27 protein-coding genes are annotated in these 24,027 nt (G+C 66.4%); 16 read left to right on the plus strand and 11 right to left on the minus strand.

Going from position 1 to position 24,027, the window contains the following annotated elements; all coding sequences use genetic code 11:
- Positions 1–66: 66 nt before the first annotated feature.
- Positions 67–1,167, plus strand: coding sequence for a glycoside hydrolase family 76 protein (locus tag G6N36_RS23735; protein WP_163689234.1), 1,101 nt, complete (start codon positions 67–69; stop codon positions 1,165–1,167).
- A gap of 65 nt (positions 1,168–1,232) precedes the next feature.
- Positions 1,233–3,011, plus strand: a complete 1,779-nt coding sequence (gene nhaA, locus G6N36_RS23740) for a Na+/H+ antiporter NhaA (protein ID WP_235690149.1) — start codon at positions 1,233–1,235, stop codon at positions 3,009–3,011.
- Positions 3,012–3,015: 4 nt separating this feature from the next.
- On the opposite strand, the gene G6N36_RS23745 is transcribed toward nhaA, so the two are convergent.
- Positions 3,016–3,672, minus strand: a complete 657-nt coding sequence (locus G6N36_RS23745; RefSeq protein ID WP_163690855.1) for a VTT domain-containing protein — start codon at positions 3,670–3,672, stop codon at positions 3,016–3,018.
- Between the two features lie 155 nt (positions 3,673–3,827).
- On the opposite strand from G6N36_RS23745, the gene fbaA reads away from it, so the two are divergent.
- Complete coding sequence (gene fbaA, locus G6N36_RS23750; RefSeq protein ID WP_163689236.1) at positions 3,828–4,868, plus strand: class II fructose-bisphosphate aldolase; 1,041 nt, start codon at positions 3,828–3,830, stop codon at positions 4,866–4,868.
- On the opposite strand, the gene G6N36_RS23755 is transcribed toward fbaA, so the two are convergent.
- Positions 4,865–5,653: an Rv0361 family membrane protein gene (locus G6N36_RS23755; RefSeq protein WP_163689237.1), complete on the minus strand. Its 789-nt coding sequence runs from the start codon at positions 5,651–5,653 to the stop codon at positions 4,865–4,867. The genes fbaA and G6N36_RS23755 overlap by 4 nt on opposite strands.
- 92 nt (positions 5,654–5,745) lie before the next feature.
- On the opposite strand from G6N36_RS23755, the gene G6N36_RS23760 reads away from it, so the two are divergent.
- Positions 5,746–6,162, plus strand: a complete 417-nt coding sequence (locus tag G6N36_RS23760; RefSeq protein ID WP_163689238.1) for a DUF3151 domain-containing protein — start codon at positions 5,746–5,748, stop codon at positions 6,160–6,162.
- 6 nt (positions 6,163–6,168) lie between these two features.
- Here G6N36_RS23760 and G6N36_RS23765 read toward each other — a convergent pair whose 3' ends face one another.
- The 3 genes from G6N36_RS23765 to G6N36_RS23775 are packed head-to-tail and all read right to left on the minus strand — an operon-like array spanning position 6,169 to position 8,451.
- The gene (locus G6N36_RS23765; protein ID WP_163689239.1) at positions 6,169–7,062 is read right to left on the minus strand and encodes a cation diffusion facilitator family transporter; all 894 of its coding nucleotides are present in this window, start codon (positions 7,060–7,062) and stop codon (positions 6,169–6,171) included.
- Positions 7,063–7,107: 45 nt separating this feature from the next.
- Positions 7,108–7,896: a site-2 protease family protein gene (locus G6N36_RS23770; RefSeq protein ID WP_163689240.1), complete on the minus strand. Its 789-nt coding sequence runs from the start codon at positions 7,894–7,896 to the stop codon at positions 7,108–7,110.
- Between the two features lie 9 nt (positions 7,897–7,905).
- Positions 7,906–8,451 (minus strand): peptidase M50, encoded by a 546-nt coding sequence (locus tag G6N36_RS23775; RefSeq protein WP_372512343.1) that lies wholly within the window; start codon positions 8,449–8,451, stop codon positions 7,906–7,908.
- Positions 8,452–8,578: 127 nt separating this feature from the next.
- On the opposite strand from G6N36_RS23775, the gene G6N36_RS23780 reads away from it, so the two are divergent.
- From G6N36_RS23780 to G6N36_RS23790, 3 genes are read left to right on the plus strand one after another with little or no spacing between them, the layout of a single operon-like run.
- Positions 8,579–9,874 carry an adenylosuccinate synthase gene (locus tag G6N36_RS23780; RefSeq protein WP_163689242.1) on the plus strand — a complete coding sequence of 432 codons (1,296 nt, stop codon included), beginning with the start codon at positions 8,579–8,581 and terminating at the stop codon, positions 9,872–9,874.
- Positions 9,871–10,506, plus strand: a complete 636-nt coding sequence (locus tag G6N36_RS23785; protein WP_163689243.1) for a PaaI family thioesterase — start codon at positions 9,871–9,873, stop codon at positions 10,504–10,506. The genes G6N36_RS23780 and G6N36_RS23785 overlap by 4 nt, the downstream gene beginning before the upstream one ends.
- Positions 10,507–10,524: 18 nt before the next feature.
- Positions 10,525–11,181 carry a hypothetical protein gene (locus tag G6N36_RS23790; protein ID WP_372512342.1) on the plus strand — a complete coding sequence of 219 codons (657 nt, stop codon included), beginning with the start codon at positions 10,525–10,527 and terminating at the stop codon, positions 11,179–11,181.
- On the opposite strand, the gene G6N36_RS23795 is transcribed toward G6N36_RS23790, so the two are convergent.
- The 4 genes from G6N36_RS23795 to G6N36_RS23810 are packed head-to-tail and all read right to left on the minus strand — an operon-like array spanning position 11,178 to position 15,404.
- Complete coding sequence (locus G6N36_RS23795; RefSeq protein WP_163689244.1) at positions 11,178–11,369, minus strand: ferredoxin; 192 nt, start codon at positions 11,367–11,369, stop codon at positions 11,178–11,180. The genes G6N36_RS23790 and G6N36_RS23795 overlap by 4 nt on opposite strands.
- Positions 11,366–12,595 carry a cytochrome P450 gene (locus tag G6N36_RS23800; RefSeq protein ID WP_163689245.1) on the minus strand — a complete coding sequence of 410 codons (1,230 nt, stop codon included), beginning with the start codon at positions 12,593–12,595 and terminating at the stop codon, positions 11,366–11,368. Before G6N36_RS23800 ends, G6N36_RS23795 begins: the two co-directional genes overlap by 4 nt.
- A gap of 9 nt (positions 12,596–12,604) precedes the next feature.
- A complete protein-coding gene (locus tag G6N36_RS23805) occupies positions 12,605–13,339 on the minus strand; it encodes an alpha/beta fold hydrolase (protein WP_163690857.1) in 735 nt (244 codons plus the stop codon).
- Positions 13,340–13,358: 19 nt separating this feature from the next.
- Positions 13,359–15,404 (minus strand): MMPL family transporter, encoded by a 2,046-nt coding sequence (locus G6N36_RS23810; RefSeq protein ID WP_163689246.1) that lies wholly within the window; start codon positions 15,402–15,404, stop codon positions 13,359–13,361.
- A 93-nt stretch (positions 15,405–15,497) separates the two neighbouring features.
- On the opposite strand from G6N36_RS23810, the gene G6N36_RS23815 reads away from it, so the two are divergent.
- Genes G6N36_RS23815 through G6N36_RS23840 form a run of 6 tightly spaced genes read left to right on the plus strand, consistent with a single transcriptional unit; the run spans position 15,498 to position 19,791 of the window.
- Positions 15,498–15,947: a MarR family winged helix-turn-helix transcriptional regulator gene (locus G6N36_RS23815; protein ID WP_163690858.1), complete on the plus strand. Its 450-nt coding sequence runs from the start codon at positions 15,498–15,500 to the stop codon at positions 15,945–15,947.
- Positions 15,948–15,992: 45 nt separating this feature from the next.
- Positions 15,993–17,261 (plus strand): formate-dependent phosphoribosylglycinamide formyltransferase, encoded by a 1,269-nt coding sequence (purT, locus tag G6N36_RS23820; RefSeq protein ID WP_163689247.1) that lies wholly within the window; start codon positions 15,993–15,995, stop codon positions 17,259–17,261.
- A gap of 2 nt (positions 17,262–17,263) precedes the next feature.
- Positions 17,264–17,725 (plus strand): Rv0361 family membrane protein, encoded by a 462-nt coding sequence (locus tag G6N36_RS23825; RefSeq protein ID WP_163689248.1) that lies wholly within the window; start codon positions 17,264–17,266, stop codon positions 17,723–17,725.
- A gap of 19 nt (positions 17,726–17,744) precedes the next feature.
- Positions 17,745–18,158, plus strand: a complete 414-nt coding sequence (locus G6N36_RS23830) for a rhodanese-like domain-containing protein (RefSeq protein ID WP_163689249.1) — start codon at positions 17,745–17,747, stop codon at positions 18,156–18,158.
- Positions 18,155–19,369, plus strand: coding sequence for an O-succinylhomoserine sulfhydrylase (locus G6N36_RS23835; RefSeq protein ID WP_163689250.1), 1,215 nt, complete (start codon positions 18,155–18,157; stop codon positions 19,367–19,369). The genes G6N36_RS23830 and G6N36_RS23835 overlap by 4 nt, the downstream gene beginning before the upstream one ends.
- Positions 19,370–19,377: 8 nt before the next feature.
- Complete coding sequence (locus G6N36_RS23840; RefSeq protein WP_163689251.1) at positions 19,378–19,791, plus strand: hypothetical protein; 414 nt, start codon at positions 19,378–19,380, stop codon at positions 19,789–19,791.
- Here G6N36_RS23840 and G6N36_RS23845 read toward each other — a convergent pair.
- Complete coding sequence (locus G6N36_RS23845; RefSeq protein WP_163689252.1) at positions 19,788–20,651, minus strand: SDR family oxidoreductase; 864 nt, start codon at positions 20,649–20,651, stop codon at positions 19,788–19,790. The genes G6N36_RS23840 and G6N36_RS23845 overlap by 4 nt on opposite strands.
- A 90-nt stretch (positions 20,652–20,741) precedes the next feature.
- On the opposite strand from G6N36_RS23845, the gene G6N36_RS23850 reads away from it, so the two are divergent.
- On the plus strand, positions 20,742–22,196 hold the full coding sequence (locus G6N36_RS23850) for an HNH endonuclease signature motif containing protein (protein WP_163689253.1): 1,455 nt from the start codon (positions 20,742–20,744) through the stop codon (positions 22,194–22,196).
- On the opposite strand, the gene G6N36_RS23855 is transcribed toward G6N36_RS23850, so the two are convergent.
- Positions 22,193–23,041, minus strand: coding sequence for an SDR family NAD(P)-dependent oxidoreductase (locus G6N36_RS23855; RefSeq protein ID WP_163689254.1), 849 nt, complete (start codon positions 23,039–23,041; stop codon positions 22,193–22,195). The genes G6N36_RS23850 and G6N36_RS23855 overlap by 4 nt on opposite strands.
- Positions 23,042–23,096: 55 nt before the next feature.
- Between G6N36_RS23855 and G6N36_RS23860 the strand changes: the two genes are divergently transcribed.
- Both G6N36_RS23860 and G6N36_RS23865 read left to right on the plus strand, forming a co-directional pair.
- Positions 23,097–23,594: a GNAT family N-acetyltransferase gene (locus tag G6N36_RS23860; protein ID WP_163689255.1), complete on the plus strand. Its 498-nt coding sequence runs from the start codon at positions 23,097–23,099 to the stop codon at positions 23,592–23,594.
- A 135-nt stretch (positions 23,595–23,729) separates the two neighbouring features.
- Entirely contained in the window at positions 23,730–24,026 is a 297-nt protein-coding gene (locus tag G6N36_RS23865; protein ID WP_179964964.1) for a hypothetical protein, read from the plus strand.
- Position 24,027: the final 1 nt, after the last annotated feature.

The raw sequence follows: 24,027 nt of genomic DNA on the forward strand, positions 1-24,027 counted from the left end.
TAGAGAATAGGGGCGGGCCTCTCAGCCGAGCACATTTCGCAGGCCGGGTAGGGCAGGATCGAAGCCATGGATCAGCTATGGGCCAACCGCGCAGCCAGCGCAGAGGCCGCGATCGCAAAGCGGCATCTGAAAAAGCTGTGGGCCATACCGGGAACACAGCTGGGCGTCGTCGCCTGGCCGGCGACGCGCAAGTACCGGCTGTTCGGTACCTGGCACTACTGGTGGCAGGCCCATCTACTGGACTGCCTGGTCGACGCGCAAGTGCGCGACCCGCAGCCCGAACGCCAGCAGAAGATCGCCAGGCAGATCAGGGGCCACCGGCTACGCAACAACCTGCGCTGGACCAACGACTATTACGACGACATGGCGTGGCTGGCAATCGCGCTCGAACGGGCGGGGCGCCTCACAGGTGTCGAGCGCCCCAGGGCGCTGGACACACTGTCCGAGCAGTTTCTCAACTCGTGGGTGCCCGAGGACGGCGGCGGAATTCCATGGCGCAAACAAGACCAGTTCTTCAACGCCCCGGCCAACGGTCCGGCGGCGATCTTCCTTGCCCGCCACGACCGGCTGCGCCGGGCTCAGCAGATGTCGGACTGGCTCGACGAGACGCTGATCGATCCGGAGACCCACCTGGTGTTCGACGGGATCAAGGGCGGGTCGATGGTGCGCGCGCAGTACACCTACTGCCAGGGAGTGGTGCTCGGCCTGGAAACCGAACTCGCGATGCGCACCGAGGACGCCGACCACGCCAAGCGGGTGCACCGACTGGTCGCCGCGGTACGCGACAACATGGCTTCCGAGGGCATCATCCGGGGTGCGGGTGGCGGTGACGGCGGTCTGTTCAACGGGATCCTCGCGCGCTATCTGGCGCTGGTGGCCACCTCGCTGCCGCAGCACGACGACGACGACGCGGCTGCCAGGGACACCGCGACCAAGCTGGTACTGACGTCGGCGGAGGCGGCGTGGGACAACCGGCAGACCGTCGAGGGCCTGCCGCTGTTCGCGGCGTTCTGGGAGCGCACCGCCGAGATACCCACTGCGGCAGGTGAGGAGGCCCAGTTCGTCGAGGGTGCTGTCAACGCGTCGCAGGTTCCAGAGCGCGATCTGTCCGTTCAGCTGGCAGGGTGGATGCTCATGGAAGCGGCCCACGCGGTATCCGACACGTGACGTCTGAACCGGCTTCGCGCGTCGTTCATTCTTTTCCCACGCGGTTCGGCCGCGACCTCAAATCCATGAAGCCTGGGGAAAACGCCGCCGCGGGCCTGCTGCTGCTGTCCACCGTCATCGCCATCATCTGGGCGAATTCGCCGTGGGCGGAAAGCTATTGGACCCTGCTGGACACCCACGTCGGTGTTTCGTTCGGCGAGCACCACTTCGACATGAGCGTCAAGCATCTGGTCAACGACGCGCTCATGGCGTTCTTCTTCTTCATCGTGGGCCTCGAAGTGACACGCGAGTTCGCCATCGGCGAGCTCACCGACAGAGCTAGGGCCGCGGTACCCGTCGTCGCGGCGATCGCGGGTCTGGTCGCGCCCGCCGTCATCTTCCTGGTGCTCAATCCCTCCGGCGAGAACGCCCACGCCTGGGGTGTGGTGATCTCCACCGACACCGCGTTCCTGGTGGGTGCGCTTGCCATCATCAAGCCGAAATTCCCTGGGCGACTGCGGATCTTCCTGCTCACCCTGGCCGTCGTCGACGACGTCGGTGCGCTGATCGTGATCGCGGTGTTCTATTCGGATTCGATCCAGGTGGTACCGCTGGTGGTCTCGGCGCTACTGCTCATCGCGATCGCGCTGGTGCGATTTCTGCCGGCCGCCCGCGGCCCCGCGTATGCGCTGCTGGGCTTCGCATTGTGGGTCGGGCTGTACCTGGCGGGAATCCATCCGACCCTCGCCGGTGTCGCGCTCGCGTTACTCATTCCCGTATTCGCCCCCGAGCGCAGACAGGTCGAGGACGCCGTCGAGGTGATCCGCGCGTTCCGGCAGTCACCGAACTCTCAGTACGCCCGCGCGGCCACCCGCCGTCTGCGGCAATCTATTTCCATCAACGAACGATTGCAGACCGACATCGGTCCGTACGTGTCATTCCTGGTGCTGCCGCTGTTCGCGTTGGTCAACGCCGGGGTCAGGCTCGACGCGGAGAGCCTGTCCGCCGCGGCGCGCTCACCGTTGACGTGGGGCATCGTCGCCGGCCTGGTGCTGGGGAAGTTGATCGGCATCACCGGTGCGACGTGGCTGATGCGCCGAACGGGGCTCGGTCAGCTGGCTCCCGGGCTGCGGCTGCGCCGGGTTACCGGTGGTGCCGCGCTGTCCGGAATCGGTTTCACCATCTCACTTTTCATCGTCGACATCGCGATCAGCGAACCCGCGCGGCAGGATCAGGCACGCATCGGAGTCATCGCCGCGTCGCTCATCGCATTGGTCCTCGGCTGGGCCATCTTCCACATCACCGACCTGGTCAGTCCGCCGGAACCCATCGGCCTCAAGCTGATTCGACCCGTCGACTCCGCGCGCGACCACGTCCGCGGCAATCCCGACGCTCCGCTCACGCTGGTGGAGTACGGCGACTACGAATGCCCGTTCTGCAGCCGCGCGACGGGGGCTATCGACGAGGTGCGGGCTCACTTCGGTGACGACCTGCTCTACGTGTGGCGACACCTGCCACTCGAGCGTGTCCACCCGCGGGCCTTCGACGCGGCACGCGCCGCCGAGGCTGCCGGGTTGCAGGGCAAGTACTTCGAGATGGGTGCGGAGTTGTTTGCACACCAGGACGACCTGGAGTGGGTGGACATCTACCGCTACGCCAACGCGGTCGGGCTCGATCTCGAACAGTTCGATCAGGACGTCCGGGTTCATCCGTCGAAGGTGTTACACCGCGTGCAGGACGACGCGCAGGACGCCGAGGCGATGGATCTGAACTCGACGCCGACGTTCTTCGTCAACGGTAAGCGACACAAGGGCCCGTGGGATTCGGCCAGCCTGATCCGGGCACTGGAGCAAGGCCGCCGGTGAGCGGCTAGGCGGCTTCGCCCGCTGCGCGCTTGGCGGCCTTGCGCCGCTTGTACCACTCGAACACCATCGGCAGGACCGACACCACGACGATGCCGATCACGATGGGCTCGAGGAGGTCCTGGATCATCTGGAACCGGCCGAGCCAGTATCCGAGCAGTGTCAGCCCGACGCCCCACACGACCGCACCGAGGACGTTGAAGAACGTGAACACCGGGTAGCTCATCCTGGCGGCGCCTGCGGTGAGCGGCGCGAGCGTTCGCACGATCGGCACGAATCGCGCGATCACGATCGCGAACGGGCCCCGCTGTTCGAAGAACGCGTGCGCCTCGTCAAGGTAACGCTGCTTGAGAATTCTGGCGTCGGGCTTGAACATCGCCGTGCCGACGTTGCGTCCGATCCAATACCCGACCTGCCCGCCGAGTACCGCGGCGATGGGGATGAACACCAGCAGCTGCCAGAGCTGGAAGTTGATCACCTCGCCGCCGTCGGCCTGCAGCGCCTGGGTGCCTGCGGCCAGCATGCCCGCCACGAACAGCAGCGAGTCACCCGGAAGGATCGGAAAGAGCACGCCGGACTCGACGAAGATGACCACCAGCAGTCCGACCAGGGCCCACGTACCGAAGTACCCGAGCAACGTCATCGGGTCGAGGAAGTCCGGCATGAGTGCCAGCTGGTCGGCCGCGGCGGAGGTCGTCACAAGGCCCCAAGATACCGGTCTGAGCGGTTGCCGCCGAAATGTCGATTCGGCTTGACCGTGTGCGGTGGCCCCACCCCTGCGAGAATCGCTGTACGTACTGATCGCCGAGAGGAACGCATATGCCCATCGCAACGCCCGAGGTCTACGCGGAGATGCTGAGCCGGGCCAAAGAACATTCCTTCGCGTTTCCCGCTATCAACTGCGTCGGCTCGGAGTCGGTCAACGCGGCCATCAAGGGTTTCGCGGACGCCGGTAGTGACGGCATCATCCAGTTCTCGACCGGCGGGGCCGAGTTCGCCTCCGGACTGGGCGTCAAGGACATGGTGACCGGCGCCGTGGCGCTCGCCGAGTTCGCCCACGTCATCGCCGACAGGTATCCGATCACCGTCGCCCTGCACACCGACCACTGTCCGAAGGACAAGTTGGAGACCTACGTCAGGCCGTTGCTCGCGATCTCGCAACAGCGGGTCGCCGGTGGGAGTAACCCGCTGTTCCAGTCGCATATGTGGGACGGTTCGGCGGTGCCGATCGACGAGAACCTGGACATCGCGCGCGAGCTGCTCAAGGAGGCCGCGGCCGCCAAGATCGTCCTCGAGATCGAGATCGGTGTGGTCGGCGGCGAAGAAGACGGGGTGGCCCACGAGATCAACGACAAGCTCTACACGAGCCCGGAGGATTTCGAGAAGACCATCGAAGCGCTCGGCGCCGGTGAGCACGGCAGGTACCTGCTGGCCGCGACGTTCGGCAATGTGCACGGCGTCTACAAGCCGGGCAACGTTAAGTTGCGGCCCGACATTCTCGCCGAGGGCCAGAAGGTGGCGGCGGCAAAACTCGGATTATCCGAGGACGCAAAGCCTTTCGACTTCGTCTTCCATGGTGGGTCTGGCTCGCTGAAATCCGAGATCGAGGATTCGCTGCGCTACGGCGTCGTGAAGATGAACGTCGACACCGACACTCAGTACGCGTTCACCCGGCCCATCGCGGCACACATGTTCTCCAACTACGACGGCGTGCTCAAGGTCGACGGCGAAGTCGGCAACAAGAAGGCCTACGACCCGCGCAGCTATCTGAAGAAGGCCGAGGCGTCGATGACCGAACGCGTCATAGAGGCGTGCCGCGACCTGCACAGCGCGGGTCGCTCAGTGACAGCCGCCGGCTAGCTGGACGGTGCCTGGCAGATCTTCCACTGGTCGTCGCGGAACTCGAGATCCAGGCTTCGCGTCGAGCGGGTCTGCGGCGCGTAGGCCATGAACGTCGTGACGTTGGCCTCCGCGTGATCGCCGTTGACCACCACCTGGTCGATGCTGGCGATCACGGGATACCGCTTGGCGGCCGCGATCCGCGAGTGGGTGTCGGACCACACCTTGTCGTTGTAGGTGACGTAGTCGTCGCGCGCCTTGCCGCAGGTGATGGTGCGCAGCGTGGCCAGGTCGCCTTTCGCGATCGCGGCGTCGTAGTTCTCGATGGCGGAGCGAACCCGCTCCTCCTGGGACACCGTGGGCTCCGAACCGCGGGTCAGCAGCAGGGTGCCCAGCACCGCGACGGCGACCAGCGCAGCGATCACCAGCACGACCGCGATCACCCAGCCCCAGCGGCGGTTTTTCGACGGCGGCGGCTTGGGCACTTCGCCGCGCGGCGGAATAACTTGTGGTGAAACGGGTTTGGCCGCAGGTGCGGCGGCCGTGGCCATGACCTCGGTTGCGGGTTCGGACGGTCTGTCGATCCTCGTCGTCACCCCGGCGTCGAAACCGGAGGGTGCGGTGAACCGGCGCTCGGGTTCTTCCGGCGCGGCGGGCTCTTGAGACAAGGTCTCGGTCGAGATCACCTCCGTTGCCGCTTCGTGCTCGGATTCGGCGGGCCCCATCACCTCGGTGGCAGGCGCAGAATCGTCGGCCCCCTGGTCGGTGACCTCATCCGGCTGGTCCGGCCCCTGTGGATTCGACATCGGTGCTGCAGCCCTCCGTTACAACGCTTCGGCCGCAAAGCTTAACCATCCGGCGGGACGACCGCCGGGAGCCGCACGGCACAATGGGCCACATGACACGGATGGGTGACCTTCTCGGGCCGGATCCGGTCCTGCTTCCCGGCGACCCGGCGGCAGAGGCCGAACTGGCCGCCGCCGAAAACCCGGCCATCGTGGCCGCCGCACATCCATCGGCATCGGTCGCCTGGGCCACACTCGCCGAACAGGCGCTCGCCGCCGACCAGGCCGTGACGGCCTACGCCTACGCGCGGACCGGCTATCACCGCGGACTCGACCAGTTGCGCCGCAACGGGTGGAAGGGCTTCGGACCGGTTCCGTACGGTCACGCGCCCAACCGCGGATTCCTGCGTTGCGTAGCGGCGTTGGCGCAGGCCGCGGGACAGATCGGCGAAACCGACGAGTATCAGCGTTGCGTGGACCTGCTCGACGACTGCGATCCGGAGGCCAGGCCGGCGCTCGGGCTGGCTTGATTTCTCTTACGTATCCGCCTCGCACTTGCAGTCTGCGGCGCCCTCGGGCGGTTCCACCTGAACCGTGGCGTGGTCGAGGCCGTGTTCAGCGAGCACGGCGCGCGCGTCGTCGAGCACCAGGGCGGCATCCCGCGTGCTGGTCAGGTGCGCGGTCACCATGTCCTTGCCCGGAACCAGCGTCCAGACGTGCAGGTCGTGTACCTCGGTGACGCCGTCCACGTCGCACAGCGCCTGGCGTAGTTCGTCGACGTCGATATGGGCGGGTGACGTCTCCGACAGGATCCTTAGCGCCGCGCGGGCCAGCGCGATGGCGCGCGGCAACACCCACAGCGCGACGAACACCGCGACCACGACGTCGGCGTAGGGCCAGCGCGTCGTCACCGTCACGATTCCCGCGATCAGCACACCGACGCTGCCGACGGTGTCGGCGACGACCTCCATGTAGGCACCCTTGACGGCGAGGCTGCTCTCGGAGTGTGACCGCAAGAGCAGTACGACGATGGCGTTGGCGACCAGGCCGGCGATGGCGACGACGATCATCGGAACGCCGGGGATCTCGGGCGCGTCACCGAGACGTTCGAAGGCCTCGTAGAGGATGAATGCGGCGACACCGAGGAGCAGCACCGCGTTGGCGACGGCGGTGAACACCTCGGCCCGATGCCAGCCGTAGGTACGCGCCGGTGATGTGCTGCCGCGTCGGGCGAGCAGGACCGCAGTCAGGCCCATGAACATCGCGACGAGGTCCGTGAGCATGTGGCCGGCGTCGGCCAGCAGCGCGATCGAATTGATCCACAGCGCGGTCACGAGCTCTATCACGAAGAACGCCGTCAGGATCGCCGCGGCGATCAGCATCCGGCTCACCCGTGCATCGCGCGTTCCGTGGTCGTGCCCAGCGCCCATGCCGACAACTTATGCGTAAACATGCATATGTCGCAAGAGGCTCGCTCAGAACCAGGCGGACCAGAATCGTGTCAGGCCGAACCCGGCACCGATCAATTCGCTGTTCACGCCGGACAGGTCGAAGAACCAGCCGACGACCGCGAAGAAGTACTGGTTGAGCGGCGTCGCGATCAACAGCAGGAGGAAGACGAAAAACGCCCACGGCTTGGCCGGCTCGAGCGCGCGCTGCGTTTCGGGGCTCAGGTGCGGTTCCATTGCGCCGTAGCCGTCCAGTCCGGGAATCGGCAGCAGGTTCAGCACCGCGCCGGTGATCTGCAGGAAGCCCAAAAATGCCACGCCCGCCCAGAACACCACGTGCTGCGGGTCGTAGAACAGCCGGGCGGCCACCAACAGGATCGCCGCGAGCACCACGTTCATCATGGGTCCGGCAAGGCTGACGATCGTCTTCTGCCGAACGGTCATGAACGACGTCCGCACCCACACCGCGCCGCCGGGCAGGCCGATTCCACCCAACAGCGTGATCAGCACCGGCAATCCGAGCGACAGCAGGGGATTGGCGTATTTGAACGGGTTCAGCGTCAGATAGCCGCGCACCGCGATGTCATGGTCGCCGAACCGCCACGCGGTGAACGCGTGCCCGAATTCGTGCAGGCTCAGCGACACGACCCAACCGGCGATGACGAAGACGAACACGCCCGCGTAGGCCAGCGGTGCGCGATACTCGGCGGTCGATATCCAGGCCAGCCAACCGCCCACGGCCGTCAGCGCGACGATCGCCAGAAAAACCGGGCTCGGGCGGACCGAGGCCCGGGGGTACAGCGGACGGACGTTCACGGTTTGACGCTACCGAACCGACAGCCAGCCCTCGGTGTGCCGATAGAACGTCGACCGGCGCACCGGCCGCTGTCCGGCCACCCCGTCGCGGACGACGAGCGCGCCTTCGGTACCCAGCTGGGCGGCGCGGCCCGCGACCCAGCGCTTCGGGCGCATGCGCGGCGACAGCGCGGCGGCACGTAGCCCGGGCATGGCCGTGGTCGGTTCGATGCGCACCCCGGTCACGTCGCCGTGGAACAGCACGACGTCGTCGACAGTGGCCTCGCCGCGGAGCGTGGCGGCGCTGTCGTCCGGCGCCAGCCAGTGCGCGGCCCCGACGATCACCTTCCCCGTTTCGTCCCTGATCAGCGGGATTCGGGTGGCGGTGCCGGTACGGGCACTCCTGGCCTGCCACGGCCACCGCACGTGCGCGACCTCCACATCGAGGCGGTCGGCCTTCAGCAACCGGCTCAGAACGGCGGCCAGGTCGGCCCGCGAACCCACAACGATGACGCGCCGAGATTCGGTGACGGCATCCTCGCTGATCGTGGCCAGCCCCCGCAGCGACCGGGGCATCCTTCTGCCGCCGACCAGCAACACCGCAACGTCAGCGGCTGTCAAAGGGGCTCCTCGGCGTCGGCTGGGATAGGGTGGGTCACCGGCTGGACCCAGACTTTGGGCAGATCAAGCGGGAGAGTACGCGATGCCGGCAATCGTGCTCATCGGCGCACAGTGGGGCGACGAGGGCAAAGGAAAGGCCACCGATCTACTCGGTGGCCGAGTGCAGTGGGTGGTGCGCTACCAGGGCGGCAACAATGCCGGCCACACGGTGGTGCTGCCAACGGGCGAGAACTTCGCCCTTCATCTGATCCCGTCGGGCATCCTGACCCCCGGCGTCACCAACGTCATCGGCAACGGCGTCGTGGTCGATCCGGGAGTCCTCCTCAACGAGCTCAAGGGTCTCGAGGACCGCGGCGTGGACACCGAGCGCCTGCTGATCTCGGCCGACGCGCATCTGCTGATGCCGTATCACGTGGCGATCGACAAGGTCGTCGAGCGGTACGCGGGCAGCAAGAAGATCGGCACCACCGGCCGCGGCATCGGTCCGTGCTACCAGGACAAGATCGCCCGTATCGGGATCCGGGTCGCCGATGTGCTCGACGAGGGCCAGCTGGCCGAAAAGATCGAGGGCGCACTCGATTTCAAGAACCAGGTGCTGGTCAAGATCTACAACCGCAAAGCGCTCGAGCCCGCGGAGGTGGTCGACAACCTGCTGGCGCAGGCCGAGGGTTTCAAGCACCGCATCGCCGATGCCCGCTACCTGCTGAACACCGCGCTGGAAAAGGGCGAAACGGTGCTGCTCGAAGGTTCGCAGGGCACGCTGCTCGACGTCGACCACGGAACGTATCCCTTTGTCACATCGTCGAATCCGACGGCCGGCGGCGCGGCGGTCGGTTCCGGTATCGGTCCGACGCGCATCACGACGGTGCTCGGGATCCTCAAGGCCTACACCACCCGCGTCGGCTCGGGACCGTTCCCCACCGAGCTGTTCGACGAGTTCGGTGAGTACCTGTCAAAGACGGGCGGCGAGGTCGGGGTGACGACCGGACGTCGGCGCCGCTGCGGCTGGTTCGACGCCGTCATCGCCCGGTACGCGACCCGGGTCAACGGCATCACCGACTACTTCCTCACCAAACTCGATGTGTTGTCGAGCCTGGAGACCGTGCCGGTGTGCGTCGGCTACACCGTCGACGGGAAGCGGGTCGATGACATGCCGATGACCCAGTCCGACCTGCACCGCGCCGAACCGATCTACGAGGAACTGCCCGGCTGGTGGGAGGACATCTCCGACGCGCGCGAGTTTGAAGACCTGCCCGCCAAGGCCCGCGACTATGTGTTGCGTCTGGAAGAGCTTGCCGGCGCGCATGTTTCGTGCATCGGCGTGGGCCCCGGGCGCGAGCAGACGATCGTGCGCCGCGACATTCTGGCGGCTACGTGACCGACGATCCGCATCTACTAGATCCCGACTACGACAAGCACGGCGGCTTCCCCAATTTTCAGGTGGCCGAGCCCGGTCCGGGATTCGGTCGCTTCCTCTCCGCGATGCGCCGGGCGCAGGACCTTGCCGTGTCCGCCGATCCGGACACCGGGACCTGGGAACAGGCCGCCGACCGCGCCGAGGAACTGGTCAAGCTGCTGGACCCGTTCGAAGCGGCCGAAGGCGTCGGTCCGGCCAACCGTGTCCCGTCCCTGCCCGGGTCGGGCAGCCTGCTGATGCCGCCGTACCGGGTGACGAAGTTCGAAGCCGATGGCGTCGAGCTGACCGTGCAGTTCAGCCGCTACCACGTCGGCGGCAACTATGCCGTTCACGGCGGGGTGCTGCCGCTGATGTTCGATTCGATGTTCGGCATGGTGATCCACGCGTCCGGCCGGCCGATCAGCCGGACCGGTTTCCTGCACGTCGACTACCGCGCAGTGACGCCAATCGATGCGCCGCTGACGATGCGCGGATGGGTGCGTGAGGTCGAGGGACGCAAGGCGTTCGTCAATGCCGAGTTGCGCGACCGGGACGAGAAGCTCCTCGCGGAGGCGAATGGGCTGATGATCCGATTGCTCCCCGGCCAGCCGTAGAAGTGCCACGATGACCCGGTGACAAGCAAGCCCGGACAAGCACCGGTCAACGTCCACTTTCGCAACCTGTCGACGCCTCGAGCGGCCGCGGCGGCGGGCGTGTTGTTCGCGCTCCTGTTCGGGACGTCGCTCGTGCTGATCCGCATCTCGCTGCCCGAGGGCGCCGCCCCCGGCACGCAGTGGACCCAGAGCGATCACAGCATCCGGATCGCGTCGTTGCTGATGCCCTTCGCCGGCATCCTCTTTCTGTGGTTCATCGGCGTGGTCCGTGATGGCTTCGGGGGCTACGAGGACAAGTTCTTCTCGTCGGTGTTCATCGGCAGCGGATTGCTGTTTCTCGCGATGATCTTCGTGACGTCGGCAGTCGGTGCGGCACTGACCCACAGCTCCGGCGAGACCGCGGATTTCGGGCGCGTGCTGCTGCTGACACTCAGCAAGACCTACGCGTTACGGATGGCCGCGGTGTTCATGATGTCCCTGGCCACGATCTGGCTGAAGACGGGACTGATGCCGCGCTGGTTGGTCATTGTCACGTACCTGGTGGCCGTGGGATGCATTCTCGCCAGCGAGATCTCCATGTGGTTGACGCTGGCCTTCCCCACCTGGGTGCTGGTCGTCAGCCTGCTGTTGTTGAGCAGGGCCGGCGTGATCGACCTCGACCGCGACGGACGCTAGTCGACGATTCGCAAAGCCTCGGCGGGACAGAGCTGCACGGCGTCGCGTACGTGCGCCTCTTCACCGGCGGGCACCTCATCGACCAGGACGACCACGATGCCGTCGTCGTCCTGATCGAACACCGCCGGTGCCGACATCACACAGTTGCCCGCGCTGATACACAGATCGCGATCGGCTGCGACTTTCACGGCGTCACCTCCCAAGTGACCTCCAGCGACTTCAGGCCGTAGATGAAATGGAACGACCTGAACTGCACGTCGTCAAAATCCTCGGCCAGCGCCAGGGTCGGGAACCGGCGCAACAACGCGGGGAACGCGATCCGCATCTCCATGCGCGCGAGTGGGGCGCCGAGGCAGTGGTGCACTCCGTGCCCGAATGCCAAGTGTCCGATCGCGCCTCGCCCGATGTCGAATGTCTCTGGGTCGTCGATGAAGTCGGGGTCCCGATTGCCGGACGGCATCGACACGAAAACCATTTCGCCCTTGGGGATCCGGACGCCGGCTACCTCTACCTCAGTGGTGGTGAACCGTGGGATGGCGCTGTGGACGATCGACAGCCAGCGCAGCAGCTCCTCGACGGCGGGACCGACCGCGTCGGGATCGTCACGGACCGCGGCGAGTTGTTCGGGATGCCGCAGGAGGGCAAGGGTGCCGAGGCCGAGCATGTTCGACGTGGTCTCGTGCCCGGCGAGCAGGAGCAGACCCGCGATGCCGATGAGTTCGGCGTCGGTGCACTCGTCGCCGTGCTCGCGGACGAGCATCCCGAGGATGTCGTCGCCGGGATGCCTGCGCGCACGGTCGACCAGCGACTGCATGTAATCGCGGCCCTGCCGTTGCAGGTCGATGCGGTCGGCGATCGGAATGGACAGATCCAGCTGGCGGACGCTGCGTTGCTGGAAGTCGTCACGATCTTCGTAGGGGACGCCGAGCAGCTCGCAGATCACCAGCGACGGGATCGGCAGCGCGAAGCTTTCCACCAGATCGATTGAGGGACCGGCATTTTCCATCGCATCGAGGTGCTGATCGACGATCTCGACGATGCGCGGTTCCAGCCGCTTCATCCGGCGGATGGTGAACTCGGGGGTGAGCATGCGGCGCAGACGCTGGTGCTCGGGTGGGTCGATGGCGAGCAGATTGCCCGCCCGCGAAGCGGCCAGCTCCTCGTTGGATATCAGCGGTGCCCCCGGCATGAAGAACCCCGGCGGGCGGCTGTTGGAGAACCGCTCGTGGTCGGACAGCACCGCCTTGACGTCGTCGTATCTGGTGACGAGATACACCGTCATACCGAACGAGTTCGTCGCGGTGCGAACCCCGGTGGTCTCGCGGATCTCGCGCAGTTCCGGTGTCGGGTCGAAGGCATTGCGCCGCATGTGCAGCGGCAGCTGCGGGGCCTGGGTTCCGGAGGTGCCGGTCATCTCTTGACGCTACCCGCGAAACACGAAGTCCTGGATCAACGTGTTGACCAGACGCGGATTCTCGAGCCCGGCGAGGTGTGCCACCCCATCCAGCACGACGAGCTGCGCACCCGGGATGGCCTCGGCCATTGCGGATGTCTCCGGCACTCCGAAGGTGGCGTCCTCGATGCCGGCGACCACCAGCACCGGCGTCGAAATTTTCGCGAACAGCGAACGCTGGTCCGGCCGGGTGGGCACCACACTGCGCACCGCCCATGCCGCGGACCGCATGTCGACGGCCTGCACGGTGTTCCGCACGAATTCCACGACGTCGGGACGGGTCCGAAACGTGGTGGGCCCGAGGAACGCCTTGAGGACGGAGCGGGTCAGGGGTGGCCGGACGCCGCCGAGCAGGTTCGCCAAGCGCAACATGAATCCGTACTCGAGCTTCTGCCGTGCGCCCGCGGCCGATGCGGTGCAGTTCATCAGCACGGCGCGACCGATGCGGTCGGGATGGCTCGCCGCGAACGTGCCGCCGATCATTCCGCCCCACGAGTTGCCGACGAAGTGTGTCCGCTGCACGCCGAGGCTGTCGAGTATGTCGACGATGACCTGCGTACAATCGTCGAAAGTGAAAGGCGCAGTAAGCGTTTGGCTACCGCCGTGGCCCGGCGGGTCGACGACGATGACCTGGCGGGTCGAGCCGAAGTGGTCGGCCTGCGATGACCACATGTCGCCGGTCATCAGCAGGCTCGGCCAGAACATGATGGCCTCGCCGGTTCCGCTAGTGCGGATGCACACCTTCCCGAGCGCGGTGTCGACCCGCTGTTCGCCCACCAGCTGCACGGTAGTCCTCGGTCCTGAGACTGGGCCACCAGATCGCCGGGCCGATGAGCGTGAACAGGGCGGGGATGATCACGGTCCGCACGACGAAGGTGTCCAGCAGGATGCCGAGGCCCACGATGATGCCGACCTGGGTGAGGACGATCAGCGGAAGCACTCCGAGGACACAGAACACCGCGGCCAGCACGATGCCTGCACTGGTGATGACGGCCCCGGTCGCGGAGACGGCGCGGACGATCCCGTCCCGGGTGCCGTGCGTCGGGGTTTCTTCGCGGGCGCGGGTGACCAGGAAGATCGTGTAGTCCACGCCCAGCGCCACCAGAAACAGGAACGCGAACAGCGGTGCAGTGTTGTCGAGCGCCGGGAAGCCGAACAGGTGGACGCTGGCCCAGCCGCCCAGCCCCAGCGCCGCCAGCGCGCTGAGCACCGTGACGGCGACGAGGATCAGCGGCGCGAGTGCCGAACGCAGTAGCACGTAGAGCACCGCGAGCACGACGACGAGAATCGCGGGGATCACCACGAGTCTGTCGCGGCCGGCCGCCGCACTCGCATCGCGTGCCGTCGCGTCGGACCCGCCGACCAATGCGTCGTCATCGACCGCATGCACGGAATCACGCAGCGCATCAATTGTTTCGAAAGCCCGATCCGACGCAGGCTCGGCATCGATGACCACCGACCACTGCGACAGGCCGGCGGGACTCTGTCCGGCCGGGCTGGCAGACAGCACGCCGGGGGTGTCGGCGATCGCCTGCTGGATGTCGGTGGCCCGGTCCGTCGGCGCGATGACGCGCGCGGGATCGGTGAGACCGCTGGGGAAATGGTTCGCCAAAGTCTGGTAGCCGCTGACGGATTCGGCCTGTACCCGGAACTGCTCGGTCTGTGAGAGTCCGACCGGTGTGGTCAGCAAGCCGGTACACAGCAGCGCAAGGCCCGCGATGGATACGATCGCGACCCGGCCGGGCCGCTTGGCCACCGCTTCGGCGATGCGGTGCCAGATTCCGCTGTCGGTCAGGGGTTCCGCCCCGATTTGCGGGATGAAGGGCCAGAACAACCGCTTACCGAACAGGCCGAGCAGCGGCGGCAGCACGAGCAGCACGAAGACCGCGGCGACCACGAGCCCCGCAGCGGCCTGTACGCCCAGGCTGCGCACGCTCGGAGACGACGCGAACAGCAGCGTCAGCAGCGCCAGCACCACCGTCGCGTTGCTCGCGATGATCGCCGGGCCCGCGCGCCGCACCGCGATATCGAGGGCGCCGTGGTGATCGTTGTTGCGGCCCAACTCCTCTCGATAGCGAGAGATGAGCAGCAGCGCGTAGTTGGTGCCGGCACCGAATACCAGCACACTGGTGATGCCCGATGTCGAACCGTCGGGATTCATCCCGAGCCCGCTGGCGACCGCGGTGCCCACCACGGCGGCCACCCGGTCGGCGAAGCCGATCACCAGCAGCGGTACCAGCCAGAGCACCGGAGATCGGTAGGTGACGATGAGCAGCAGCGCCACGACCGCCGCGGTGACCGCGAGCAGCGTGAAGTTGGCCCCCGAGAAGGAGTTCGCGATGTCGGCGCCGAATGCGGGCCCACCGGTGACCTCGGTCCGCAGATCGCCGGGAAGCCCGTCGGCCGCCGATCGCCGAAGCTCCTCGACCGCGTCGCTGAGTGCGAATCCGGTGAGGTCGGCGTCCAACGGCACGACGGTCAATGCGGCCGCACCGTCTTCGGACACCTGGGCCTGCCATTTCTGCTGGATGGCGGCGAGGTCGGCAGCGCCCAGTCGGGCGCCGTCGTTGCGCGTGATCACGATGATCACCGGGACTTCGTCACCCCCGGGGAACTGTGAGCGGACCGCGTCCGCGCGCGCGGATTCGGCGGCCTCGGGTACCGCGACCGGGGAACGTTCGGCGGAGTCGTCACCGGCGACAAGCGCCATCAACGCACCGGAGACGACCACCACCAGCACTGCCAGGAGCCATGACAAGCGACGCGACATGCCTACAATATTTCAGATACTTAAATATTAATCAAATGAAAGTTTTCGGCTTATGCTTCCCCTGTGAACGACGACCGCGACGCACTCGAGGCGATGATCGCGGCCGATGTGCGGGCTATGAACGCGGAGTCCGACCAGATCGGCCGTCACTTCGCCGGGCAACACGATGTCGGGGCCAACGACTTTCGTGCGTTGCTGCACATCATGGTCGCCGAGACCGCAGGAACCCCACTGACCGCGGGCGAACTCCGCAAACGGATGGGCATGTCCGGCGCGGCGATCACGTACCTGGTCGAGCGGATGATCGCATCGGACCACCTGCTGCGCGAGTCCGATCCCACCGACCGTCGTAAGGTCATCCTGCGCGTCGCCGACCACGGAATGCACGTCGCACGCGGCTTTTTCACCCCGTTGGCCGAGCAGACCCGCATCGCGCTGGCAGGCGTGTCCGACGACGATCTACGCGCCGCACACCGCACCTTCACGGCGCTCATCGCTGCGATGGATGCGTTCCGCAACCAGCTCGACGCGACGTCCGGTTGAGGTTCACCCCCTCGTGATCCGCGCATCTGGCAGGCTGGACCCGCGATGAGTGAAACGACCGACAGTGACGAGTTAGTGGCGCAGATCGACTCCGACGAGGTCGAGACGGCGCCCGAGCCCAGTCCCGAACCCGCCCCCCAGACCACGGTCATGCTGCTCGGATCGGGCGAATTGAGCCGGGAGCTGACGCTCGCGTTTCAGCGGCTCGGCGCCACCGTCATCGCGGTGGACCGCTATGCCGATGCGCCGGCGCACGGCGTCGCCGACCGATCGGCCGTCGTCAAGCTGAACGACGCCGATGCGGTGACGGCGGTGATCGAGAAGGAGCAGCCGAGGTACGTCGTGGCCGAGGCGGCCCTGGTCGCCGCGGACGCGCTGATCGCGGTGGCCGAACGCGGCGACATCGAGGTGTTCCCGACGCCGCGCAGCACCCGGCTGTCCCTCGATCGCGAGGGGCTGCGGCGGCTCGCCGCCGACGAACTCGGCCTGCCGACCGCGCCGTTCTGGTTCGCGGGTTCTTCGGAGGAACTGAGCGCGGTAGCGCGGCACGCCGGCTTTCCGCTGGTCGTCAAGCCGATCGCGGCGGCTCCCGGGGCGGGCGAGTCGGTGCTGGTGCGTCCCGAAGACGTCGAGCCGGCGTGGCATCGCGCCGTCGCCGCGGGCCGGATACCGCACAACCGGGTGATGGCCGAGGCCGTCGTCGAGGTCGATTTCGAGGTGACACTGCTCACCATCCGCACTATCGGGTCGACCGGGCCCGTGGTGCACTTCTGTGAACCGATCGGGCACCGGCAGCTCGGCGGCGACATGCTCGAGTCCTGGCAGCCTCAGCAGCTGTCACCCGCCGCGCTGGATGCCGCGAAGTCGATCGGGGCCCGGATCGTCAACTCGCTGGGTGGCCGCGGGGTGTTCGGTGTCGAGGTGCTGGTGCGCGGTGACGAGGTCTACTTCGACAACGTGCGGCCGCGACCGTATGACAGCGGGCTGGTGACGCTTCGCTCGCAACGACTTTCGCAGTTCGAGCTGCATGCGCGCGCCATCCTCGGCTTGTCGGTGGACACCATCATGATCTCGCCGGCGGCCGCGGAGGTCAGTTATGCCGGGGCCGACGCGACCGAGAGCAGTGGCGCTGCGCTGAACGCGGTGCTGACCGAGGCGCTGGCCGTGGCGGAAAGCGATGTCCGACTGTTCGGCAGGCCCGACGAGACCGAGGGGCGGCGCCGCCTTGGGGTGGCGCTCGCGACCGCCCCGGACCCCATCATCGCCAGGGACCGGGCCCGCCGGGTTTCCGCGGCGCTGCGCAGACTCTGGTAGCCATGAACGAGCCCGAGTCCGATCCCGAACCGGAGCCCAGCGCGGACCGGCCCTCTGCGGCACCTTTCCTGGGTGCGCTGGCAATCATTTCGATCGTCGTGATCGCAATTGCGCTGGTGAACTTCTTCCAGGGTGACGAGTTGTCGCCGGAGCAGCAGATCGTGCGTGCGGCGGTGGCGCAGAACGATGCGCTACAGAAGGAGAATTACGCCGACTTCCGCAGCAACATGTGCCGTTCGGAGCAGGGCACCGAGGCTGAAGTGCTTGCCGAACAACGCGATTCGAAGGAAAGGCAGGGCACGCGACGCATCGCCGACGTCACCGACGTGGTGGTCGACGGCGATCGCGCCACGGCCAAGGTGACCTACCAGTTCGACAAGTCGTCGGACGTCACCACCGACGTCGAAACGACGTTCGTGCTCGAGGACGGGGCATGGAAGGTCTGTACACAGGCCGCCAGCTAGCTGTGGGACACTCACGATCGTGAGCTACGCCGGAGACATCACGCCCGAGGAGGCATGGAAGCTGCTGGTCGACGACCCCGAGGCTGTGTTGGTCGACTGTCGAACCGAGGCCGAGTGGCGGTTCGTCGGGGTGGCCGATCTGTCGAGCCTCGATCGCGACGTTGTCTACGTCGAATGGAACAGTTCCGACGGTAAACACAATGACGACTTCGTCGACGATCTCAAGACCGCGGGCGTCACGCCGGGTGACCGGGCGGTGGTGTTCCTGTGTCGCTCCGGCAACCGCTCGATCGGCGCCGCCGAGGCCGCGACCGCAGCGGGCATTGCACCGTCCTACAACATCCTCGACGGGTTCGAAGGCGATCTCGACGACAATAAGCACCGTGGCCGCACCGGATGGAAGGCCGTCGGCCTGCCGTGGAGACAGTCATGAGCCCAGGGCCTGATTCCGTCCGTCGGCCGGCCGAACTGCCCGAGGGCGTGAGCCAGGCGACCATCGGAGTGCGCGGCGGCCTGCTGCGGTCAGGCTTTCAGGAAACCGCCGAGGCGATGTACCTCACGTCGGGGTACGTGTATTCCTCTGCGGCAGAGGCGGAGAAGGCGTTCACGGGCGACATCGACCGCTACGTCTACTCGCGCTACGGAAATCCGACGATCTCGATGTTCGAGGAGCGGCTGCGGCTGATCGAAGGCGCGCCGGCGTGTTTCGCGACTGCTACGGGCATGGCCGCGGTGTTCACGTCGCTGGGTGCGCTGCTCGCCGCGGGTGACCGTTTGGTCGCCGCGCGCAGTCTCTTCGGTTCGTGCTTCGTGGTCTGCAGCGAGATCCTGCCGCGCTGGGGTGTGGAGACGGTGTTCGTCGACGGCGACGACCTCTCGCAGTGGGAGGAGGCGCTGTCGGTGCCCACGAAGGCGGTGTTCTTCGAGACGCCGTCGAACCCGATGCAGCAGCTCGTGGACATCGCCGCGGTATGTGAGATGGCCCATGCGGTCGGCGCGAAAGTGGTGCTGGACAACGTTTTCGCCACGCCTATTCTGCAGCAGGGCATGCCGCTGGGCGCCGATGTAGTCGTGTATTCGGGCACCAAGCACATCGACGGGCAGGGCAGGGTGCTCGGCGGCGCGATTCTCGGCGACAAGCAGTACATCGACGAGCCCGTGCAGAAGCTGATGCGGCACACCGGCCCCGCGCTGAGCCCGTTCAACGCGTGGACCCTGCTGAAGGGTCTGGAGACGCTTTCGGTGCGCGTCGAGCACCAGAACGCGTCGGCGCACCGCGTCGCCGAGTTCCTGGAGAACCATCCGGCCGTCAGTTGGGTGCGGTACCCCTTCCTGGAGTCGCATCCGCAGTACGACCTGGCGAAGCGCCAGATGACCGGTGGCGGAACCGTTGTCACGTTCGAGCTCAAGGGCGGCGATAAGGAACGAGCGTTCGAGGTGCTCGACAAACTGCGGATTGTCGACATCTCGAACAACCTCGGCGACTCCAAGTCGCTGATCACCCACCCGGCCACCACCACGCACCGCTCGATGGGGCCGGAGGGTCGCGCCGCGATCGGTCTCGGCGACGGAGTGGTGCGCATCTCGGTGGGGCTGGAGGGAACCGAGGACCTCATCGGCGATCTCGACCAGGCGCTGTCGTAGGTTCAACGGTGTCTCGCAAGTCCCAAGCGAAACAGGCTCGCCGCAAGAAGCGGCAGGCGGCCCAGAACTCGCGATGGATTCCCGACACCGTGCTCGAAGGGCTCACCGACGACATCGAAGTTGCTGCGGTGCTGGAGCGGCTCGACGAGCGAATCACGGAGCGCGGCTGGGTTTTCGACGAAGAGCTCTCCGATGATGAGTCGGCGCTCTGGTATTTCATCCCGTCGACGGCGGAGGTCCCTGACGACGGGGACGTGGTGCCCGTGACCACGATCGCGATGACGTCCGACGACGTCGAGGTCGTGCACGTCGTGTTCGTCGGCACCGCCGATGACTACCAGTTCGGACTCGAGGAGTTATTCGAGAACCTGGACGCGATCGAGGGATACCGCATGGGGAACCCGATCCCGCAGTTCGGTTAGCTCTTCTCGGTGCCTTCGATGACGCCCTGCGCATACTGTGCCCGCTGTTCGTATGCCTGCCGCGCCTTGGTGTCAAAGGACATGAAGACCGTGTCGTTGCCCATCTTGCGCGAAAGCCACCGGCGACGTTTCGCTGACATCACCGGGGTGATCGCGGCGAAGAACCGGCCCCACGGTGGTACAGAGGTCAGCGTGATGGGCTTGTCCAGCACCTTGACCACGGCGGCCGCGATGTCCTCGGGCTCCACCGGCTTCTGGGCGGCCGAGGTGTGAGTGCCGGTGATCAATTCAGTGTTGGTGAACGTAGGCATCACACAGCTCACCTCGACACCCTGCGGAGCGAATTCGTCCGACAGTCCGCTCGACAAGCCGACCACCCCGAATTTGGTGCCTGCGTAGACGACCTGCCCAGGTACGGCCAGCATCCCGGCAAGGGAGGCGATATTGATGATGTGGCCACTGCGCCGCGCGACCATCTCGGGCAACACCAGCTGGCAGCCGGCGATGACGCCGTACAAGTTGACCTCGATCGAGGAGCGGATGGCCTGCTCGGACTGTTCGAGGAACGGGCCGATCGGCATCACGCCGGCGTTGTTGATCAGCACATCGATATGGCCGCCGCCGTCGGTGCGCGCCTTGTCGAGGAACGTCGCGAAGGATTCGCGGTCGGTGACGTCGAGCGGATAGCCCGAGACCTGGCCGAGCTTGGTGAGCTGCACGACTGCCGACTCCTGTAGGGCGACGTCACGGTCGCCGATGACCACGCGGGCGCCACGCTGCAGCAGCGCCTTGGCGGTCGCGTATCCGATGCCGCGGGCGGCGCCGGTGATCGCGATGGTCTTGCCGTGGATGTTGTCCATGCGGCCAAACTTTACACGTGTCAAGTTTTGGTGAAAAGGTGCGTTTCGGACGCAGATTTCTTGTCGGCCGGGTGATGTAGTGTCGAACACATGTTCGAGTCGGAGTTCGTGGGTGTCGAGGACGCCGCTGTCGTGGCGGCCATCGCGGACCTGACCCGGGCGGAGGCTGCGAGCGCGGCGCGGCGGTTGGCGGCGATCGCTGAATTGACGCGTCGTCGGGTTCTCGACGATGACGAGCGTGCGCGGTGGGCGTGCGATTGGTGGGATTGCGCGGCCGCGGCGGTGGCCGCGGCGATGAACATCAGTGGCCGTAGGGCGTCGGGGCAGATGCGGATCGCGGTGGCGTTGCGCGATCATCTGCCGGCGGTGGCGGCGATGTTCGCCCGAGGCGAGGTGAGTGCGCGGGTGGTCGGTGCGATCACCTGGCGGACCCAGTTCATCACCGAGGCGTCGGTGTGGGCGCAAATCGATCAAGCCATCGCGAAGCGGGCGGGCCGGTGGGGTCCGCTGGGCGAGGACAAACTCGTCGCGGCCGTCGATGCGTTGGTGTTGGAGTTCGACGAGTCGGCGGTGATCGTGGCCAAGGCTGTGGCGCGCGCCCGCGATTTTGTGGTCGGGGATCTGGAGGACGAGAACGGGACGACCTCGGTGTGGGGGCGGTTGTCGGCGGCGGATGCGGCGGTGTTGAAGAAGAAGATCGCCGCGATGGTGGCCACGGTGTGTGAGCGCGATCCCCGCACCGCCGGTGAGCGGCGCGCGGCGGCGGTGGGGGCGTGGAGCCAGGGCAACGATCACCTGCCGTGTGCGTGTGAGAGCCCGTCCTGCCCAGCCCGAGCCAATCACCCGGCACCGAAGTCCTCGGTGGTCGTCAATGTGTACACCGACCAAGCGACCGTCGACAACGTGCAGAGATCCGCAGCGCAAGCAGCCCCGTCAGAGTCCTCTGCCCCCTCGGCTCCTGTCTCGGCGGGCACGGCGTTGTTGTCGGGGACCGAGGTGATGCCCACGCCGTTGTTGGCCGAACTGTTGCGTGATGGCGCCAAGCTACGTCCGTTGTGCACCCCGGCCGAGGAACCCGAGCCGGGGTATCGGCCGTCATCGAAGCTGGCCCGGTTCATTAGGGCCCGGGATCTGACGTGCCGCTTCCCCGGCTGCACTGCTTCGGCGGAGTTCTGCGATATCGATCATGTGATCCCCTACCCGCTGGGATCCACGCATCCGTCGAATCTGGTGTGTTTATGCCGAAAACATCACTTGCTCAAAACGTTTTGGACCGGGGATTGGGAGCTGAGACTGCGGCCCGATGGCGCGGCGGTGTGGACATCGCCGACCGGGCACACCTATACGACATACCCGGGATCACGGGCGTACTTCCCGGACTGGGACACCAACACCGGAGACCTGCCACCCCCACTGAAGCCGCAGACCTTCGACACCGACCGGGCCGTGATGATGCCCCGACGAAAACGCACCCGCACCCAAGACCGCGAAGCCCGCATCAAAGCCCAACGCGCACAAAACAACTCAGACCCGCCACCCTTCTAGCTGGCGGAGGTCGCCTCCATCTCACGTTGGCGCTTGAGCGCCACTTTCAACAGGCGCAACGTCACAGCAGGCGCAAGTCGGTCCAAGTACCACAACGTCTTCCACCACGCAGGCACGATGATGATCGCGTCATTTCGCAGGACGGCCTTCAGGGCACGCTTGGCGAACTCGTCGGCGTCCATGGGCCGCAACCGTTCCCACGCTTCGAGGAACTCATCGGCGGAGACGCCCGGGTGGCCGATCCGTCCGTACTCGCCGCCGCTGAGGATCGGCGTGCGAATCACGCCCGGGCACAAAGCGGAGACACGCACATTGTGACGCTCGGCCTCCACCCGCATCGACCTCGAGATCGCCACAACGGCATGTTTGGAAGCGCTGTAGCTCGTCTGGCCCACCGTGGCCGTCAGCCCGGCCATGGACGCCGTATTCACGATGTGGCCGGAACCCTGACGGATCATGATCGGGTAGACCGCCTGGATGCCATGCACCACGCCGTGCAGGTTCACGTCGAAGACGTCGTTCCAGTCCGCGAGCGTGTATGTGTCGACCTCGCCGGAGACCCCGATGCCCGCATTGTTGAACAAATAGTCGATCCGACCCGACTCCCGCTCCGCCTCTGCCGCCGCACGTTCGAACGCGGCGGCGTCGCGCACATCGAGTTCGATCGCACGAACCTTCGCGCCGCCATGGCTCAGGCCCTGAGCCAACTCCTGGGCCAGGCCGATCTGGCGGTCGGCAATCCAGACCTGAGCGCCTCCGCGCACCAGCTCGGTCGTGAGCGCGGCGCCGATGCCCGACGCGCCGCCCGTGACGAACGCGACCTTTCCTGACACGCCCGAGGCCATGGCGAAAGGATAGGTCCGGAATGCAGACGCCGGGCAGACGTTGGACAGTTAGGTGATGGGTGTGCGGGCAGTCGACGGACTTCGCTTCGTGGCGGTGAGCCAGCATGACCGGTTGGCCGCACCGCTGCTGGCCGAGCTCGCCGTCGAGTACGCCGGCCGGTACGGCGGCACCGAACAGCGCGTCATGAAGTGGTTGCTCGAGGAGTACCCCGCGGAAGATTTCACGCCGCCGGACGGCGCGCTGCTGGTCGGGCTGCTCGACGGCGTTCCCGTCACCGGCGGCGGGTTCAGGCGATTCGACGACACCAGGGCTGAACTCAAGCGCATGTGGACCGACAGCGAGCACCGACAGCGGGGCTACGCGAAGGCGATGCTCGCCGAACTCGAGCGCGAGATCGCGGCCCGGGGCTACCAGGGTGTCTACCTCACGACCGGCGACCGTCAGCCCGAGGCCGAAGCGCTCTACCTGTCATCCGGCTACACCCGGCTTGCCGGGCCCTTGCCCGCCGCGAGCGAGGGCTATCCGATCACCTTCGAGAAGAGGTTGCGATGACCGGGCACCTGAACACCGAACCGTTCCACATGTCCAAAGTGATTGCCACACTTGACTTCGTCGCCCGGGCACACCCTGCGGAACATCTCGGCCTATAGGCTGACCCGAGGTGCCGCGGTGACACCGGAGGTGGAGATGGCCTTGACACAGCCGGCGGTGGGGTTTCTGCTCCTCGCCGCGGCCGTGCTGACGGCGATTCTCGGCCTGGCTTCGCGTGTCTACATCGGCCGCAGGCGCCGGACCAAACCGGTACAGGCCATGGTCAGGACCTTTCGCAAGACCGGCATCGCCCGGCTGCTTTTCGGCCGCTTCGACAGCGACGTGCTCGACGACGACGAACTCGACAGCATGATCCTGATGCCTACCGTCGTGGTGGCCTGCGGACTCTGCCTCACTGCGTTGTTCCTGCTCGGCTACAACACGTTGGCCTGAT

Origin of the sequence: Mycolicibacterium gadium, from assembly GCF_010728925.1 — a bacterium.
In the GTDB taxonomy this organism is placed as follows: Bacteria; Actinomycetota; Actinomycetes; order Mycobacteriales; family Mycobacteriaceae; genus Mycobacterium; species Mycobacterium gadium.